Source organism: Vibrio pomeroyi (genome assembly GCF_024347595.1).
Taxonomy (GTDB): domain Bacteria; phylum Pseudomonadota; class Gammaproteobacteria; order Enterobacterales; family Vibrionaceae; genus Vibrio; species Vibrio pomeroyi.
Map to the genome: position 1 here is coordinate 2,339,845 of NZ_AP025506.1, position 17,680 is coordinate 2,357,524.

Annotated in this window: 16 protein-coding genes and 1 other annotated feature; of the genes, 8 read left to right on the plus strand and 8 right to left on the minus strand. The window is 45.0% G+C overall.

The features are described from left to right. Nucleotides 1–38: 38 nt before the first annotated feature. Entirely contained in the window at nucleotides 39–893 is an 855-nt protein-coding gene (gene rnm / locus OCV12_RS10225) for an RNase RNM (RefSeq protein WP_261884585.1), read from the minus strand. Nucleotides 894–1,013: 120 nt separating this feature from the next. Here rnm and OCV12_RS10230 point away from each other — a divergent pair, with 120 nt between their 5' ends. From OCV12_RS10230 to trpA, 7 genes are all read left to right on the plus strand, one after another. After that, the gene (locus OCV12_RS10230) at nucleotides 1,014–1,139 is read left to right on the plus strand and encodes a trp operon leader peptide (RefSeq protein ID WP_009848753.1); all 126 of its coding nucleotides are present in this window, start codon (nucleotides 1,014–1,016) and stop codon (nucleotides 1,137–1,139) included. Beyond that, nucleotides 1,086–1,200, plus strand: a sequence feature (Trp leader region). It overlaps the preceding gene by 54 nt. A 125-nt stretch (nucleotides 1,201–1,325) precedes the next feature. Further along, nucleotides 1,326–2,915, plus strand: coding sequence for an anthranilate synthase component 1 (locus OCV12_RS10235; protein ID WP_261884586.1), 1,590 nt, complete (start codon nucleotides 1,326–1,328; stop codon nucleotides 2,913–2,915). A gap of 2 nt (nucleotides 2,916–2,917) precedes the next feature. Continuing rightward, the gene (locus tag OCV12_RS10240; protein WP_261884587.1) at nucleotides 2,918–3,508 is read left to right on the plus strand and encodes an aminodeoxychorismate/anthranilate synthase component II; all 591 of its coding nucleotides are present in this window, start codon (nucleotides 2,918–2,920) and stop codon (nucleotides 3,506–3,508) included. Nucleotides 3,509–3,517: 9 nt separating this feature from the next. Then, complete coding sequence (gene trpD / locus OCV12_RS10245) at nucleotides 3,518–4,513, plus strand: anthranilate phosphoribosyltransferase (protein ID WP_261884588.1); 996 nt, start codon at nucleotides 3,518–3,520, stop codon at nucleotides 4,511–4,513. A 25-nt stretch (nucleotides 4,514–4,538) separates the two neighbouring features. After that, a complete protein-coding gene (gene trpCF, locus OCV12_RS10250; RefSeq protein ID WP_261884589.1) occupies nucleotides 4,539–5,978 on the plus strand; it encodes a bifunctional indole-3-glycerol-phosphate synthase TrpC/phosphoribosylanthranilate isomerase TrpF in 1,440 nt (479 codons plus the stop codon). Nucleotides 5,979–6,094: 116 nt separating this feature from the next. Continuing rightward, nucleotides 6,095–7,285, plus strand: coding sequence for a tryptophan synthase subunit beta (gene trpB, locus OCV12_RS10255; RefSeq protein ID WP_261884590.1), 1,191 nt, complete (start codon nucleotides 6,095–6,097; stop codon nucleotides 7,283–7,285). Beyond that, the gene (gene trpA, locus OCV12_RS10260) at nucleotides 7,285–8,091 is read left to right on the plus strand and encodes a tryptophan synthase subunit alpha (RefSeq protein WP_261884591.1); all 807 of its coding nucleotides are present in this window, start codon (nucleotides 7,285–7,287) and stop codon (nucleotides 8,089–8,091) included. Before trpB ends, trpA begins: the two co-directional genes overlap by 1 nt. Nucleotides 8,092–8,175: 84 nt before the next feature. Here the strand turns inward: trpA and OCV12_RS10265 are convergent, their stop codons facing one another. Next, complete coding sequence (locus OCV12_RS10265) at nucleotides 8,176–8,973, minus strand: slipin family protein (RefSeq protein ID WP_261884592.1); 798 nt, start codon at nucleotides 8,971–8,973, stop codon at nucleotides 8,176–8,178. A gap of 95 nt (nucleotides 8,974–9,068) precedes the next feature. Next, nucleotides 9,069–10,475: an NfeD family protein gene (locus tag OCV12_RS10270; RefSeq protein ID WP_261884593.1), complete on the minus strand. Its 1,407-nt coding sequence runs from the start codon at nucleotides 10,473–10,475 to the stop codon at nucleotides 9,069–9,071. 411 nt (nucleotides 10,476–10,886) lie between these two features. On the opposite strand from OCV12_RS10270, the gene OCV12_RS10275 reads away from it, so the two are divergent. Then, nucleotides 10,887–12,206 carry a dicarboxylate/amino acid:cation symporter gene (locus OCV12_RS10275; RefSeq protein ID WP_390904524.1) on the plus strand — a complete coding sequence of 440 codons (1,320 nt, stop codon included), beginning with the start codon at nucleotides 10,887–10,889 and terminating at the stop codon, nucleotides 12,204–12,206. A 105-nt stretch (nucleotides 12,207–12,311) separates the two neighbouring features. Here the strand turns inward: OCV12_RS10275 and OCV12_RS10280 are convergent, their stop codons facing one another. The 5 genes from OCV12_RS10280 to hisC form a co-directional block, all read right to left on the minus strand. Next, the gene (locus tag OCV12_RS10280; RefSeq protein WP_239831085.1) at nucleotides 12,312–13,619 is read right to left on the minus strand and encodes a TRAP transporter large permease; all 1,308 of its coding nucleotides are present in this window, start codon (nucleotides 13,617–13,619) and stop codon (nucleotides 12,312–12,314) included. A 21-nt stretch (nucleotides 13,620–13,640) separates the two neighbouring features. Next, nucleotides 13,641–14,120 (minus strand): TRAP transporter small permease, encoded by a 480-nt coding sequence (locus tag OCV12_RS10285; protein ID WP_239831084.1) that lies wholly within the window; start codon nucleotides 14,118–14,120, stop codon nucleotides 13,641–13,643. A gap of 64 nt (nucleotides 14,121–14,184) precedes the next feature. Next, on the minus strand, nucleotides 14,185–15,144 hold the full coding sequence (locus OCV12_RS10290) for a TRAP transporter substrate-binding protein (RefSeq protein ID WP_261884594.1): 960 nt from the start codon (nucleotides 15,142–15,144) through the stop codon (nucleotides 14,185–14,187). 577 nt (nucleotides 15,145–15,721) lie between these two features. After that, on the minus strand, nucleotides 15,722–16,495 hold the full coding sequence (locus OCV12_RS10295) for an ABC transporter substrate-binding protein (protein WP_261884595.1): 774 nt from the start codon (nucleotides 16,493–16,495) through the stop codon (nucleotides 15,722–15,724). A 10-nt stretch (nucleotides 16,496–16,505) separates the two neighbouring features. Further along, nucleotides 16,506–17,639, minus strand: coding sequence for a histidinol-phosphate transaminase (gene hisC, locus OCV12_RS10300; protein ID WP_261884596.1), 1,134 nt, complete (start codon nucleotides 17,637–17,639; stop codon nucleotides 16,506–16,508). Between the last annotated feature and the right edge of the window lie 41 nt (nucleotides 17,640–17,680).

Consider the following 17,680-nt stretch of genomic DNA (forward strand, 5'->3'; position numbering starts at 1 on the left):
TCGACTCTATCATCAGAAGGAGCTGGCTCACCTAAAGACTATTCAGATGGTGAAACCGGTTGAAACTCCCAATCTTTCCATACTTCTTCTACCCCAGAAGGTAGCCAGAGATTACGTCCAAGTTCCATCCACGGAGATGGGTAATGGAAATCGCTGCCTTGGGAGGCTAATAGTTTGTATTGTATAGCATAATCCGCAAGTGTGCGTCTTTCTTGTTGCGCTTGCTGAGGTTGAGCGACTTCCATCGCGTCCCCTTTTGCTTCAACAAATGCCGCTAACAGGCGCTTAACCCACTTCGCTGTAAAGCCATATCGCCCCGGGTGAGCCAATACTGCTTGTCCACCAGCCGCATGAATCGCCGTGACAGCATCACTCATTGAACACCACGTTGGCGGAACGTAACCTGGGTTATTGCGAGTCAGAAACTTTTTAAATACCTGCTGCATGGTTTTCGCGTAGCCATTATCGACTAGCCACTTAGCAAAGTGAGCGCGAGTGATAGGCGCATCACCAGCAATTAACTTCACTTCGTCCAGCACCCCTTCGCGAGTCGCTTTCTCAAGACGCTGAGCAATAAGCTCGGCACGCCCGATACGGTGTTGCTTCTGTTGTTCAATCAGTGCTTTCAATTCCGGCGATTCAGGATCAACGTTTAGCCCAACAATATGGATATCTTTGTTTTGCCAAACGGTTGAGATCTCGATGCCATTAATCAACTGAATAGGAAGGTTGTTATCAGCAATGTAGCTACGTGCTTCAGCAAGCCCATCAGTCGTATCATGATCTGTAATCGCTAACGCTTCGATGTTAAAGCTTAGCGCTCGGTCAATTAGCTCAGGTGGAGTAAGTCGGCCATCTGAGGCTGTTGTATGACTATGTAGATCAATTCTCATATATTCTTTTTCATTGTTTTCAATTTTTATCGTTATATTTGTGTCAACACACTTGACCCGCAAGCGGAAAACTAGTTAACTAGTACACAAATACGAAGTATCACATTTGATAGGTTCACCATGTTACAAGAATTTAACCAAAACCATAAAGATAAAGTTTTAGAACTTTCTTCAGTAGAAGCAAGTTCAGAGCTTAATTGGTGGCGCACTTGGACAAGTTCTTGGTGGGCTAACGTGTACTTCTAATTAAACAGTTTGTTTATAAAAAAGTTATCACTAAGCCCGCTTTAATAGCGGGCTTTTTAATTTGTCGAACATCTCACATTCAACTGACTAACAAATCATCGAATTGACCATATTCTAGATTGGGTGAAAGGTATCTTTATGCGACTATGTACGGCAGGAAATTTAAAGAATCATAAAGGAGGTCTTGTGAACAAGGCCATTGAAATCAAAAAGCTGGGAACTATTGAGGTCATCAATTCTTCAGTTCCTTACTCGCAAGATCCAACCAGTGTTTTTCATACTTTGTGTGAGAACAAAACAGACAGTTTGCTGTTGGAATCTGCTGAGATTGAATCTAAACAGAACCTGACAAGCCTACTCCTTATCGACTCTGCTGTTCGTATTGTATGTCGCGGACATGAAGTAACCTTTCAAGCGTTGACTCAAAACGGTCAAGCGCTTATCGAACATCTGACTCAAAACGTTAAAGCAGAGATTAAATCTGATTTGACGGATAACTTACTGACGCTGACTTTTGTCGAGCCAAGCAACGAGTTAGACGAAGACTCACGCTTAAGAGAAGCTTCTTCTTTCGATGCACTGCGTTTGGTTCAGCACAGCTTTGAGCAAGACACTGATAATAAGCACGCCTTGTTCATGGCTGGCCTATTCGCTTACGACATCGTGGCGAACTTTGAACCGCTAGGCGATGCTGAAGCAACCAACAATTGTCCTGACTTTGTATTCTACGTGGCTGAAACCCTATTACGTTTTGATCACCAAGAGAATGAAGGCCTGCTACACGCAAGCTTGTTCGCTCAAGACGAGAGCATCAAAGCACAGCTAACTGATCGCCTAGCCGACATTCAAACACAGTGTCAGTCACTGAAAGCTATTACAGAAGTCACCCCACTCGACAATGTTGACGCCGTACCAAGCGTTTCAGATGAAGACTTCTGCCAAACGGTTCGCGACCTAAAAGAGTACGTAGTAAAAGGCGATGTGTTCCAAGTGGTACCTTCACGCCGCTTCACACTTCCTTGCCCTGCTCCACTGGCAGCCTACAAAGAACTTAAGCAAAGCAACCCAAGTCCTTACATGTTCTACATGCAAGATGAGCTGTTTACTCTGTTCGGTGCTTCTCCAGAAAGCGCGCTGAAATACGAAACCGAAACCAACCAAATTGAGATCTACCCAATTGCCGGGACTCGTCGTCGTGGTAAGCGTCCTGACGGTCAAATCGACTTCGACCTAGACAGCCGTATCGAGCTTGAACTGCGCACCGACAAGAAAGAGAACGCCGAACACATGATGCTGGTCGATCTAGCGCGTAACGATGTAGCACGTATTGCCGAAGCTGGCACTCGCCACGTAGCAGACTTACTGAAAGTTGACCGCTACAGCCATGTGATGCACTTGGTTTCTCGTGTTGTTGGTCAACTGCGTGAAGACTTAGATGCCCTGCATGCTTACCAAGCTTGTATGAACATGGGTACGCTAACAGGCGCCCCTAAAATCCGTGCAATGCAGCTTATCCGTGATGTAGAAAAAACGCGTCGTGGTAGCTATGGCGGTGCGGTCGGTTACCTAACAGGTGAAGGCACGTTAGATACGTGTATCGTGATTCGTTCTGCTTACGTTGAAGATGGTGTGGCACAAGTACAAGCTGGTGCTGGTGTAGTATTCGATTCAGACCCACAAGCAGAAGCTGATGAGACTCGCGGCAAAGCACAAGCGGTCATCTCAGCGATTCAAGCTGCACATACTAAAACCATTTCTAACAAGAAGGAGTCGTAATCATGGCTGATATTGTATTCATCGATAACTTCGACTCGTTCACTTACAACCTTGTAGACCAGTTCCGTTCATTGGGTCACAACGTAAAAATTTACCGTAACAACATCTCTGCGAAGGTCGTTGAAGCGGCGATCAACGAATTAGACAACCCTGTAGCCCTACTTTCACCAGGCCCTGGTGCTCCAGCAGACGCGGGCTGTATGCCTGAGCTGATTCAGCTGCTAAAAGGCAAAGTGCCAATGATTGGTATTTGCTTAGGCCACCAAGCGATCGTTGAAGCTTATGGCGGTACCGTTGCAGGCGCAGGCGAAATCATTCATGGTAAGGTATCGATGATGGAACACCAAAACCATGCGACTTACCAAGGCTTACCTTCTCCACTGGCTATTGCTCGCTACCACTCTTTAGTTGCAACGCATGTATCAGATAGCCTAACGGTGACAGCTGAAGTCGATGATTTGGTGATGTCTGTGGTTCAAGAACAAGACAAGGTGTGTGGATTCCAATTCCACCCTGAATCAATTATGACGACCTACGGTGCAACGCTTCTTGCGAACGCAATCGAATGGGCTCTTGAGAAAAAGACGATATAGGAAACGATCATGGAACAGATTAATAAACTTTACGAACAGCAGTCTCTTACTCAAGAAGAAAGCCAACAATTATTTGATGTCATCATCAAGGGTGAACTAGACCCAATCCTGATGGCTTCTGCACTGACTGCACTTAAGATCAAAGGCGAGACGCCAGACGAAATTGCTGGCGCGGCGAAAGCACTGCTTGCCAATGCAAATCCGTTCCCACGCCCTGATTACGATTTTGCAGACATCGTAGGTACAGGCGGTGACGGTCACAACACCATTAATATTTCGACGACTTCAGCATTCGTTGCAGCCGCTTGTGGCTTAAAAGTCGCTAAACACGGTAACCGCAGTGTATCGAGCAAATCAGGCTCTTCTGACCTACTGGATTCGTTTGGTATCAACCTAGCGATGACAGCCGAAGATACACGTACGGCTGTCGATGAACTTGGCGTAGCATTCCTATTTGCTCCGCAATACCACGGTGGCGTGCGTCACGCGATGCCTGTCCGCCAAACAATGAAAACACGCACAATCTTCAACATCCTTGGCCCACTGATTAACCCTGCTCGCCCTAACATCGAGCTAATGGGTGTTTACAGCAAAGAGCTTGTACGCCCTATCGCGGAAACCATGCTGCAAATGGGCATGAAGCGCGCGGCGGTTGTTCACGGTAGCGGACTTGATGAAGTGGCTATTCACGGCGAAACGATCGTTGCTGAAATCAAAGATGGCGCAATTCACGAATACACAGTGACACCTGCAGACTTTGGTTTGAACACTCACCCTCTTGAAGCAATCAAGGGCGGCGAGCCAGAAGAAAACAAAGCTATCACAACAGATATCCTGACAGGTAAAGGCACTGAAGCCCAAATTGGCGCAGTAGCCGTGAACGTTGCTCTATTGATGCGTCTATTTGGTCACGAAGACCTAAAAGCCAATGCACAACAAGCCATTGACGCGATGAACTCTGGCAAAGCATACGAGCTTGTACAAAAGCTTGCTGCACACGCCTAACGAACGACGAATTGAGACAAAGAACATGACACAGACTACCGATAAACTGTCGACCCACGTTTCAGTCAAAGAAGCTGAAATGGCAGAAGTACTAGCAAAAATCGTTCGTGATAAATACCAATGGGTTGCAGCGCGTAAGCAAACTCAACCATTGGAAGAGTTTAAAGCAGCGTTAACCGCAACAGACCGCAGCTTTTATGATGCACTGAGCGGCGAACAGACGGTTTTCATTACTGAATGTAAGAAAGCCTCTCCGTCAAAAGGTTTGATCCGTGACGAGTTTGACCTGGACTACATTGCATCGGTTTACAACAACCACGCTAACGCGATTTCAGTTCTGACCGACGAGAAGTACTTCCAAGGTGATTTTGAGTTTTTACCTAAGGTTCGCAGCATTGCTAAGCAGCCAATCCTGTGTAAAGACTTCATGGTGGATACCTACCAAGTTTACCTAGCTCGCCACTATTCAGCTGATGCGATCTTGTTGATGTTATCGGTATTGAATGATGAAGAGTACCAAGCGCTTGCTGAGGTTGCTCACTCACTTAACATGGGCGTGCTTACGGAAGTCAGCAACGAAGAAGAGCTTCACCGTGCTGTGGCTCTAAACGCTAAGGTTATCGGCATTAATAACCGTAACCTACGTGACCTTTCGACTGATTTGAATCGTACCAAAGAGTTGGCTCCACTGATTCGCGAACTGGCTCCAAACGCCATCGTGATTTCAGAGTCTGGTATCTACACCCACCAACAAGTGCGTGACCTTTCAACATTTGCAGATGGCTTCCTAATCGGCAGCTCTCTTATGGCTGAAAAGAACCTTGAACTGGCCGTTCGTAAAGTAACGCTGGGCGAAAACAAGGTGTGTGGTTTAACTCACTCTGACAATGCTGCCAAAGCGTATCAAGCAGGCGCGGTATTCGGCGGTCTGATTTTCGTTGAAGCGTCTAAGCGTCATGTGGATATCGAAGCCGCTCGTTTGACGATGAGCGGCGCGCCATTGAACTACGTGGGTGTGTTTCAAAACCACAGCGTGGCAGATGTTGCTAACACGGTTTCTGAGCTCGGTTTGTTTGCAGTACAACTGCACGGTGATGAGTCTCAAACGTATGTCGATGAGCTAAAACAATCACTGCCTGAAAGCGTTGAGATTTGGAAAGCTTACGGTGTTGCTTGCGGCGCTGAGAGCGCATTACCAGAATTACTGGAAAGCAACGTGACTCGTCACCTGCTAGATACTAAAGTGGGTTCTCAAACTGGTGGTACAGGTCAAGCGTTCAATTGGAGCCTGATCAACAACCAAAGTGCGATCATGTTGGCAGGTGGTCTAAACCCAGAAAATGCTAACCAAGCGGCTAAGTTGGGCTGCTTAGGCTTAGATCTAAACTCTGGTGTTGAATCTGCTCCAGGTAAAAAAGACGCAGACAAGCTACAACGCGCTTTTGCAGCGATTCGAAATTACTAGTCTGGCTTTAAACGCAGAAACTAAAAACCTATTTATGAGCTTTGCCTTAGCGAGGCTCAAACAAGACTAAACGACTTGGTGTGAAGACACGCCAATAGAATTGAAGGAATAAGATAATGGCTAAACTCGATGCCTACTTCGGTGAATACGGTGGTCAATACGTACCGCAGATCCTAGTGCCAGCACTAGACCAACTTGAACAAGCATTTATCGATGCACAAGCCGATCCTGAGTTCCGCAGCGAATTCATGACGCTTCTGCAAGAGTACGCAGGTCGCCCAACGGCACTAACGCTGGCTCGTAACCTTACTAAAGGTACAAAAACCAAACTGTACCTAAAGCGTGAAGATCTACTTCACGGCGGCGCACATAAGACAAACCAAGTACTTGGCCAAGCGCTGCTTGCTAAACGTATGGGTAAGCAAGAAATCATCGCTGAAACTGGTGCAGGCCAACACGGTGTTGCGACTGCTCTAGCGTGTGCTCTATTGGGCCTTAAGTGTCGCGTTTACATGGGTGCAAAAGACGTTGAGCGTCAAAGCCCGAACGTATTCCGTATGAAGCTGATGGGCGCAGAAGTTATCCCTGTTCATTCTGGTTCTTCTACGCTAAAAGACGCATGTAATGAAGCTCTACGTGACTGGTCTGCAACTTACGAAGAAGCACACTACCTACTAGGTACTGCGGCTGGCCCTCACCCATTCCCAACAATCGTTCGTGATTTCCAACGCATGATTGGTGAAGAAACAAAGAACCAAATCCTGGCTCGTGAAGGTCGCCTTCCAGATGCGGTTATCGCTTGTGTCGGCGGTGGTTCAAACGCTATCGGTATGTTCGCTGACTTCATTGAAGAAGAGTCTGTTCGCCTAATCGGTGTAGAGCCTGCTGGTAAAGGTATTGATACCGACCAACACGGCGCGCCACTTAAGCACGGTAAAACCGGTATCTTCTTTGGTATGAAAGCACCATTGATGCAAGATGAGAACGGCCAAGTAGAAGAGTCTTACTCTGTTTCTGCGGGTCTAGATTTCCCATCAGTGGGTCCTCAACACGCGCACCTAAATGCCATTGGCCGTGCTGAATACGACAACGTGACCGATGACGAAGCGCTAGAAGCGTTCCAATTGATTGCACGTAAAGAAGGTATTATCGCAGCGCTAGAGTCATCTCATGCTGTGGCTCATGCTGTTAAAATGGCTCACGACGACCCAGAGAAAGAACAGCTATTAGTGGTTAATCTATCTGGTCGTGGTGATAAAGACATCTTCTCCGTACACGACATTCTTAAAGAGAAAGGAGCATTATAATGGATCGCTATCAATCACTCTTCACTCGCTTAGCTGAAAAGAATCAAGGCGCATTTGTACCATTCGTAACGGTTGGCGATCCTAACCCTGAGCAGTCTCTTAAGATCATGGAAACTTTAGTTGAAGCGGGTGCTGATGCACTTGAGCTTGGTATTCCATTCTCAGATCCGCTTGCTGATGGCCCAACAATCCAAGGCGCGAACATTCGTGCTTTAGATTCTAAAGTAACGCCAGATGTATGTTTTGATCTTATTGGTCAAATTCGCGCTAAATACCCAGAGCTGCCAATCGGCCTACTGATGTACGCAAATTTGGTTTACGCACGTGGTATCGAGAACTTCTACGAGCGTTGTGCGAATGCGGGTATCGACTCAGTACTGATTGCAGACGTACCAACCAATGAAAGCGGCGAGTTTGTTGCGGCAGCGAAGAAATTTGGCGTTCATCCAATCTTTATTGCTCCACCAACAGCGAGCGATGAAACACTTCAGTCAGTATCTGAACTTGGTGGTGGCTACACTTACCTACTTTCTCGTGCTGGCGTAACGGGTGCAGAAACAAAAGCAAACATGCCAGTAACGGCGCTACTTGATCGTTTGAACAAGTTCGATGCGCCACCAGCACTGCTTGGTTTCGGCATCTCAGCGCCTGAGCAAGTAAAAGAAGCGATTCAAGCTGGCGCTGCTGGCGCTATCTCTGGCTCAGCGGTTGTAAAAATCATTGAGAACAACGTTGAACAGCCAGAAGCAATGCTTAAAGCACTAGCTGAGTTTGTAACGCCAATGAAAGCCGCAACACAGAGGTAATCTTTAGCATTCGCTAAACATGACTTTAGATTCTAAAAGGCACCACAGTTGTGGTGCCTTTCTTATTTCTGTCGGAAAAACTTGTTAATCTTCCACTTTCATCGTTTTCTTAATCGCGGCCTCATTGAATGTCGCTTTGATTGGGTCAGTGATTTTATCCACCAAATCGACAGGCATCGGGAATACGATGGTCGTGGTGCGTTCATTCGCTACCTCGGTTAATGTCTGCATATAGCGTAACTGAATGGCGTTAGGCGCTTTGTTCAGCACTTCTGCAGCTTCTCTTAGCTTAGTGGATGCCTCTAACTCACCCGTCGCATGTATCACCTTGGCTCGACGAGAACGTTCGGCTTCCGCTTGTTTTGCAAGAGCTCGCACCATGCTGTCATCCAGATCAACATGCTTGATCTCGACATTGGCAATCTTAATTCCCCAATTGTCGGTATGTTGATCCAAGATCGCTTGTAAGTCTCGATTGAGCTCTTCACGCTCAGACAACAGCTCATCCAACTCATGCTGACCGAGCACCGAGCGCAGCGTTGTTTGCGAAAGTTGACTGGTCGCTTCAAGGTAGTTCTCTACGTTATTAATCGCCATCTTCGGATCCAGCACTCGAAAATAGACCACCGCATTCACCTTGACCGACACGTTATCGCGTGTGATCAAATCTTGCGTCGGTACGTCCAACACGATAGTTCGTAGATCCACTCTTACGATTTGTTGAATGAATGGAATGATGATAATCAACCCCGGCCCTTTCACACCGTAAAAGCGTCCAAGGAAAAACACCACTGCACGCTCGTACTCGCGCAGTACTTTGAACATGCTGGCTATCAACAAGATAACGAGCACAATGACAATACCTATAGTGTGTATAAACATAACCGCCCCCTAATGGTAACGATGGTTAAGCAATTAATAATTCAATCAAGTCTGTCCTAACATTCCGCGCTAACAGCCCGTGCTAGCAGTTCGCGCTAACCAGATTTCGATGGTGTCTCATCGGGCAGCGCTTCAACATCCAAAGAAAGCCCTGTCAGCTTGGTAACTCTGATACTCTGTCCAGCTTTCAGTTCATTCGCGCATTTAGCTTGCCAGATCTCACCTTCTACCAGCACGCGACCCGCACCAGGGAAACCACTGACGACTTTACCAATCTCACCGACAACCGCTTCCATTCCCGTGGTTACTGGCTTATTTCTCACTCGGACTAGCATTGATATTGTTACGACGATAAACGCTACAGAGAACAAACTGATTCCGATAATTAACGGTAATGCGATTTGGTAACCCGGCACCTCAGTGTCCATCAGCATGATTGAGCCCAATGTAAATGCAGCCACGCCACCCAAGCCGAAAATACCAAAGCTCGGGCTAAACGCCTCTGCAACCATTAAGGCTATTCCCAATAGGATTAAGGCAAGACCCGCGTAACTCACAGGCAGCATTTGTAAGGAGTACATCGCCAATAACAGACAGATGCCGCCCAATACGCCCGGTAAGCCAACACCAGGGTTATAGAACTCAAGCAACAAACCGTAGATACCGATAAGCATGAGAATGTAAGCGACATTTGGATTGGTGATCACCGAAAGCAAACTAAAACGCCAATCTTGTTCTCGCTCGACAAACGCCACATCACTAAGTTGAACTTGCTGACTGACGCCATTAATGGTGATAGTACGTCCATTGCTCATTTCCACTAGCTGTTGTAAATCACTCGCGATGAAATCAATGACGTTGAGTGCGAGGGCATTCTCTGAATCTAAACTCGCCGCTTCTCTTACCGCCTTTTCTGCCCATTCTTCATTACGATTGTGCAATTTAGCCAAGCTAACAATGTAAGCGGACGCATCGTTGATCACCTTCTTCTCCATCGCCGTGGTGGCTTTTACTTGCTCAGAGTTATCCTCTTGAGGTGAACTTTGCTCACTGGCTATGGCGTTGTCGTCTTTATTGGCGTCTTCTTGAGGAGATAACGGATTAGAAGGGCCTTTACCTCCGCCAAGAGACACTGGAGTGGCTGCACCCAAATTGGTTCCGGGAGCCATAGAAGCGATGTGACTGGCGAGTAGAATATAAGTCCCTGCACTTGCTGCGCGTGAACCTGCTGGTCCAACCCAAGTAGCTATTGGAATCGGTGACGTGGTGATGGATCTGATAATGTCGCGCATCGACGTATCTAACCCGCCGGGCGTGTTCATTTTCAATATAATGAGCTTAGCTTGCTCGTCGTGAGCCTGTTCTATTTCTCTCGTGAGGTAATCACTGGTCGCTGGACCTATACCTCCATTCACCTCTATCACCCAGACATCATCGGCCTGAACATTCGCAGAGGCGAACAACAGAAGAAACGCGAACAAGCACTTTAATATAAAAGTCATAGCCCCTCTCCTTACAACTGAGATGCTAGATAGACGTTTTATTTAAAGCGTAGAGGTAACATCTTGGTAATAAATAGATACCTTAAGCATAGTTCAGGCTGAATTTCCCACAACACACAGCTCAAAATCTCACCTCGATCGTGACGAGCAAAAAAAGCTCAAAAATGAAACGCAAATGTTAACAAAACCAACTAAACACCGCAGTACAGAAATTATTCACAAAACACCGGATAGATTTACATTTATAAACTCAACAAATAACCGACCAATAAAAAACAAAAGCAAACGTTTGCATCGGTACAAAAAAACGCCAAATAACATTAGACCTCCTATTTTTAGCCGTCTTTCACCTCTGCTCATATTGATAAATGTAAAGGATACGTGTAAAACTCTTCGCGAAATATTTATCCAATGGTATATCGTACATTGGTAGGTAGTTCTGGGATTTTTATATTTAGTAGCACAGAGGTTATGGAAGTGTTAAAAGAAAAGAGTTTACTAAGCAACATCGGCGTTCAAGTCGTTATTGCAATGATCATCGGTACCGTAGTCGGCGCGATGATGGGTGACAGCGCAACTATGTTCGCTCCACTGGGTGCTATCTTCATCAACTTGATCAAGATGCTGGTTATCCCTCTAGTCGCGGTTGCCCTAATTTCAGGTGCTGCTGGTCTAGGTAATAGCTCATCGGCTGGTAAAGTCGGTGTAACAACACTGGGTTACTTCGCACTAACGTCTGCACTTGCTGTAGCACTAGCGCTTGTAATGGGTGAAGTATTCGAACCGGGTCGTGGTATCGATGTTTCTGGCGTAGAAGGCATGTTCTCTTCTGAATACGCTGCGAAAGGCGAACTTCCAACGTTCTGGGCAACCATCACTGGCATGATCCCTACCAACGTTTTCCAATCATTGAATGAAGCAAACATTCTGCAAATCCTAGTTTTCTGCTTATTCTTTGGTATCGCGCTTTCTAAGCAAGCGAAAGAAAAACGTGACCCTATCATCAATGGCGTAAACGCGATTGTTGACGCTATGGTTTGGATGATCAACAAGGTTATGATCATTGCACCACTTGGCGTGTTCGGCCTGATGGCAGAAGCAGTAGGTACGTTCGGTTTCGGCGCACTAATGGTTGTGTTCAAACTGTTCATCGTTTACATCGCTGCGATCCTGATCTTCGGCTTTGTTGCTTACCCACTGATGATTCAAATCTTCACTAAGACTTCTGCTAAGAAGTTCCTAGTAGCAATGAAGAAGCCTCAAGCGGTTGCTCTTTCAACAGCATCATCAATGGCAACACTGCCAGTAACAATGGAAACAGTTGAGAAAGAACTTGGCGTTCGTAACTCTACCGCTTCATTCGTTCTGCCTCTTGGCGCGACGATCAACATGTCTGGTAACGCGATCTACTACGGCCTAGTGGCTATCTTCTTCGCACAGCTATTCAACATCGACCTATCTATGGGTGCTTACGTTGCTATCATCGTAACGTCTACGCTAGGTGCGGTTGGTCAAGCTGGTGTTCCAGGTCCTTCTTTCCTAGTGGTTGCAGTTCTTCTAGCAGCTGGCATCCCTATCGAAGGTCTACCTCTGTTGTTCGCTCTAGACCGTATTTTCGACATGATCCGTACTGCTCTAAACATCACTGGTGATGCAGCATGTGCCGTAATCGTTGATTCTCTAATCGAAGACGAAGCAAAAGAAGCTGAGCTACAAAAACAGCAAGCTTAATCTTGTCGTTCACTTTGAATGAATAAATGAAAACCGCCTTATTTTAAGGCGGTTTTTTATTAGATACTTATTCTGGTTGAGTCGATTAATCTCGTACTTGAAAGGTTAATTGATTAACCCAAATGCACGAGGCAACGCTAAACTAATTTCAGGAATGAACGTAATAGCCAGCAGTGTGACGATCAATACGGCACAAAACGGCATGATACTTCTTATAACATTCTCAATTTTAGAACCACTGACACTACAACCTACAAATAGCGCAGTACCAACGGGTGGCGTTGCAATGCCAATACATAAGTTGAAGATAATCATCATCGCAAAATGAATGGGATGCATGCCTAAATGCTCGGCTATCGGCATAAAGATAGGGGTAAAGATCAATACGGCTGGCGTTAGATCCATAAACATACCCACAATCAGTAGAATCAAATTCATCAGAATAAAGATGATAATCGGATTATCTGAAATAGAGAGCATCCAATCACTGATCATTGTTGGTAGACCAGTAAAAGCCATTGCCCATGACATAATGGTAGAAGCACCAATCAAGAACAACATAATGCCAGTAACCTGAACGGTTTCTCTACAAATTACCGGGAAGTGCTCCCACTTGAGGGTTCGGTAACAGAGTGACAGTATAAAAGAGTACAGAACCGCTATACATGCCCCTTCTGTTGCAGTGAACACACCACCAATAATACCGCCAATAACAACAACAATAAGCCCTAAGCTTGGCGTTGCTTGCCAAACAATATTGAGCACATCTTTCGTTGTAAAGCCGTCATTGGCACTTGTTTTATAGCCTTTCTTTTTAGCGATAAAATAGGCTACGACCATACAACTTAAACCCATTAAAATACCTGGGACATAACCTGCGATAAACAGTGCCGCAACGGATGTTCCACCCGATACCACTGAAAATACGATCAGCGAATTACTCGGCGGTATTAATAAACCAGCAGGGCAAGATGCAACGTTTACTGCTGTTGCTAAGTTTTTATCATAACCATCTTTTTCTAATTCAGGGCCTAAGGTTTTGCCTACCGCTGCTGCAGCTGCAACGGCTGATCCTGAAACGGCGCCAAACATCATATTTGCAAAGATATTAACGTGGAAAAGTGAACCAGGAATCCAACCCACCAAGAGCTTTGCAAGGTTGATCAGTCGACTCGCTATACCACCCACATTCATTATATTCCCAGCGAGGATAAAGAAAGGGATTGCTAATAAACTGAAACTATCGATACCGGTAATAATTTTTTGACCCGCAGTAATACTTGCGACTTCAAACGGTAAGATGAAATACATGATCGTTAAAGATGACATAGCAATTGCAATCGCAATGGGCATGCTTATCGCGATCATGAATAAGAAGAGGCCTAGCAGCCAAACACCAATGGACAAATCCATAATATAAGGTCCTTTTATAACTTACTTTTTATTGGGTTCACAAAAAAGATCAAACGTATTCATGACCAAATAGATGAGGATAATAACGGCTGAAATTGGCAATATTGAATAAACCGTCGACATCGGTAATTGCAGTGCTGGAGATAGTTGTTGTGTGGTTCTTCCCATTAAGGCAATACCACCTTGAAGCATTGCTAAAGAGACAAATGCGCCAGAAATTACATTGATGAGTAAATGCAGTGCTATGTGTGCTTTGCCCTTAAGATAACCGTCCAATAACGTTATTGCTAAATGTCCTTTGATACCAAATAAGTAACTTGCTCCCAATAACCCCAGCCATACCATCGCATAACGAGCAAGTTCATCAGTCCAGTTACTTGGGTCATTCAACACATAGCGACTAAAAACCTGCCAAGTGACCGTCACGACAAGTAACATGAGTGCAAAAGAAGAGACAAAAAGAATCAACCTATCAAGTAGGTTTCTGAAAGTTGCTAACATGGGGTGATACCTCAAAAATTTTGCCTTAGCAGAACCAAGGCAAAATTATTTTCACTAATACTGGTTAAAGAACTTCAATTTTTTCAATGAATGAAGCTAATTTAGGGTCTTTTTTCGCTTCATCAATCATAGGTTTAACAGCTGCACGGAAAGGGGCTTTATCAACCTCAACAAACGTTACGCCTGCTTTGATTCCTTTCTCTTTGTTCATGTCATCTGTTGCGTCCCAGATCTTGATCTGCTCTTCAAGAGACTCTGCTGCTGCTTCCTTTAAGATTTTTTGTTCGTCTGCCGTTAGTGAAGCCCATTTATATTCTGAAATGATGATCACATCAGGTGTCATCATGTGCTGGTCCATAGAGTAAAATTTAGCAACTTCACTGTGTTTCATTTCAACTAAGCTAGAAATATTGTTTTCAGCACCATCAATTACGCCTTGCTGCAGTGCCGTGTATACCTCATTGAAAGGTACAGGTGTTGCTTTACCACCTAATAGGTTGACCATTTCCATCATGGTTGGAGAGCCAGGAACTCGAACTTTCATTCCTGCTAGATCGGCCGGCGAGTTAATTGCTTTTTTAGCGTAGAAGCTACGTGTACCTGAATCATAAAATGTAAGTCCAATGAAACCTTTACCTTCGCTTGAAAGCAGCATCTCTTGTGCAGCTTCACTTCGCATGAACGTTCTCATATGTGGAACATCACGGAATAAGAAAGGCAGTGCATTAACTTTAAACGTTGGTTCAAAAGATTCAGCTAATCCACCATTGATTTTCGCCATATCAATCGCGCCAGTAACAACTTGCTCAGCTTGGTCACGCTCAGAGCCTAGTTGACCGTTCGGAAAGATCTTAATCGTAAGGTCACCATTCGATTTTTCTTTAACTTTATCAGCCATGATCACCATGCCTTGGTGAGCAGCGCTTTCTAGAGACATTGCATGCCCTAGGGTCAAAGTTTTTGCTTGAGCTCCAAATGTCATGAGAATTGATGCTGCAGCAATCGTCAGTAGGTGTTTTTTCATGTTCTTCTCCAGAATCCATTTTTGTAAGAGGTACAGTTTTATATGTCACGTTAGAACCGAGCTTGAGGTCAAAAAATCAATTGCATACCGCTTACCCGTGTAACGCTTCATTACAATATTCTTACCCTATGAATTTTGTATTACAATAATATCTGTATATTTTGTGAACTAAGGTTCGTATGTGTGCTTGATGCTTGATTTGATTGTGATACCAATCATACTTGGCACTATTTAAGCCACTAATTAGCCTAATTTAGGATTTATTTGGAATTCTGGGGATTTCAACTGCTTTAAGAACAAGATCTTAACTAAAAACCGGATACAAACTTGTGTTATTTTAAGACCTTAAAATCAATTTCGAAGCATGGGCAAAGAAGGATTCATCGATTGAAAAGTGGGATGTTAACTGCGCTTAGGAGAGGTGATAAAGGTAGAGCTTTGGTAACAAGAGTGGATAAACGGGTATGAGAGCAACGGCGGGAATCTTACCGGGTAGAATTGTTTGTAACAAAAATCCGAGAGCCTCACAGCTCTCGGATTTTTGTTTTTATTGATTTAACTTTAGACGCTAGCTCAATTACAAATCACTACCATAGATATCAAACGTGAAGTACTTCGAAGCAATCTTGTCGTAAGTACCGTTCGCTCTGATCTCTTCGATGGCGTTGTTGAACTGTTTTGCCAGTTTTGAATCCTGTTTTCTTAGGGCTAAAGCCGTGCCTTCGCCGATGTAGGCTTTGTCAGTTACCGCTTTACCTTTGAACTCAAAGCCCTCTCCTTCTTTCTTATCTAAGAAAGCGAGCGACAGTTGATCGGAATTGCCGAAGGTAAGATCCAGACGGCCATTTTGCAGATCCAGATACACTTCATCTTGCCCTGTGTAACGCTTGATGTTGGCAACACTGCCAAACTTATCCGTTACATAACGGTCGTGAATCGTGCCTTGCTGAACACCGATGGTTTTACCCGCTAAGCCCTTCTCATCAATCGCAAATTCTGTGCTTTTGGCTGCAACAAACACGGCTGGTGTTTGGTAGTACTTATCAGTAAATAAGATTTTGCGCTTACGCTCTTCGGTAATACGCATAGAAGCCATGATCACATCTGACTTTCTTGCCAATAGGCTTGGAATCAACGAATCCCAGCTTTGTGATACCCAAGTACAATCGAGTTTAGCTTGCTCGCACAGAGCGTCAGCTATCTCGATATCAAACCCGACAGGCACGCCTTCACTATTTTTGTAGTTGAATGGCGGATAGGTAAAGTCTGACGCCAAACGGATTTCTTTCGCCTGTACCGTTGTACCAAGTAAAGCGGCCGCACAAGCAAGTCCTAGTATTATCTTTTTCATCATTGCCATCCTAGATATGATCTTTGTCGAGTTGAAATTGAGGTTCTTTATCTTGAAGCTGTTGAGTTTGTTGCTTCTTTTCTAATTCGGTCTGGTAACTTGTAAGTGACGCTATCACTTCCGCCATGCTCTCTGGGCTACCAATACTGATTCGAACGCAGTGACGTAATGCAGGCTCATGATGTTGATTCCTTGTCACAATGCCATCTTTCGCCAATGCACTAAATAGCTCATATTCAGGCTTGTGGCGTAATAACACAAAGTTGGTTGAAGACGGGTAAACCTGCTCAATGAAATCAAACTGATTGAGTTCGCAAGCAAAGCGATTACGCAGTTCAACCAGCTTTGACGTTGCTTCTTGCATCACGGCAACACGCTCATGAGATAACGCCTCTAAAACTATCTGAGACGAGCAATCTGGCATTGGGTATGGCGGAATGAGCTTAGAAACATACTGCATCACATTTTGACTCGCCAAGATAAAACCACAGCGTACTGCCGCAAGTCCAAATGCCTTAGACAAGGTGCGAATCACAACCAAATGTGGGTAGCGTTCAATCAGGTTCACCGCTGATGTTTGAGGTTCAAACTCAATATACGCTTCATCCACCACAACCAAAGATTTACCCTGAGTCCCTTCAAGCACCTGAATCAGATCCGATTTCGGAATCACATTGCCTGTTGGGTTGTTCGGTGAACAAAGGAAAACAATATTGGCCAACTCGGCTTTATTCACGATGTCAGCAACGTCTAAGCTGAAATCTTCCTGCAAAGGAGAGTCGAGCGTTTCAATCGCTAGTGCATCAGCGCAAAACTCATACATGGCATACGTTGGTGAACAGATAAGGATATTATCTTGAGCGGGTTTGCAGAATGTTCTGATCAGTAAGTCAATCGCTTCATCGGCACCACGCACCGCAACGGTTGCAGCATCAGTTCCGCAATAAGCTTGGTAAGCCTTGGCAATGTCTTGCGGTAAAAAGTCTGGGTAACGATTATGGCTGGCTTCTCCTTGAAACAGAGGGCTTTCCAATTCATTTGCGTTTAACCAGACACGTCCATCACCACCAATTCTTCTTGCTGATTGATAAGGTATTAATTTTTTTACAGCCTGAGGCACTAAGTTATCAATAAAAGATGTCAAGAAGCTATCCCTTTCACATAATCACAATGTCTTCACCACTG

Excerpts from the sequence above, each read along its gene's own strand:
- trpA (WP_261884591.1), top strand. The coding sequence starts at position 7,285 with ATGGATCGCTATCAATCACTCTTCACTCGCTTAGCTGAAAAGAATCAA.
- rnm (WP_261884585.1), bottom strand. The coding sequence starts at position 893 with ATGAGAATTGATCTACATAGTCATACAACAGCCTCAGATGGCCGACTT.
- OCV12_RS10275 (WP_390904524.1), top strand. The coding sequence starts at position 10,887 with ATGGTATATCGTACATTGGTAGGTAGTTCTGGGATTTTTATATTTAGT.
- trpCF (WP_261884589.1), top strand. The coding sequence starts at position 4,539 with ATGACACAGACTACCGATAAACTGTCGACCCACGTTTCAGTCAAAGAA.
- OCV12_RS10230 (WP_009848753.1), top strand. The coding sequence starts at position 1,014 with ATGTTACAAGAATTTAACCAAAACCATAAAGATAAAGTTTTAGAACTT.
- OCV12_RS10270 (WP_261884593.1), bottom strand. The coding sequence starts at position 10,475 with ATGACTTTTATATTAAAGTGCTTGTTCGCGTTTCTTCTGTTGTTCGCC.
- OCV12_RS10285 (WP_239831084.1), bottom strand. The coding sequence starts at position 14,120 with ATGTTAGCAACTTTCAGAAACCTACTTGATAGGTTGATTCTTTTTGTC.
- OCV12_RS10290 (WP_261884594.1), bottom strand. The coding sequence starts at position 15,144 with ATGAAAAAACACCTACTGACGATTGCTGCAGCATCAATTCTCATGACA.
- OCV12_RS10280 (WP_239831085.1), bottom strand. The coding sequence starts at position 13,619 with ATGGATTTGTCCATTGGTGTTTGGCTGCTAGGCCTCTTCTTATTCATG.
- OCV12_RS10240 (WP_261884587.1), top strand. The coding sequence starts at position 2,918 with ATGGCTGATATTGTATTCATCGATAACTTCGACTCGTTCACTTACAAC.
- trpD (WP_261884588.1), top strand. The coding sequence starts at position 3,518 with ATGGAACAGATTAATAAACTTTACGAACAGCAGTCTCTTACTCAAGAA.
- trpB (WP_261884590.1), top strand. The coding sequence starts at position 6,095 with ATGGCTAAACTCGATGCCTACTTCGGTGAATACGGTGGTCAATACGTA.
- OCV12_RS10295 (WP_261884595.1), bottom strand. The coding sequence starts at position 16,495 with ATGAAAAAGATAATACTAGGACTTGCTTGTGCGGCCGCTTTACTTGGT.
- OCV12_RS10265 (WP_261884592.1), bottom strand. The coding sequence starts at position 8,973 with ATGTTTATACACACTATAGGTATTGTCATTGTGCTCGTTATCTTGTTG.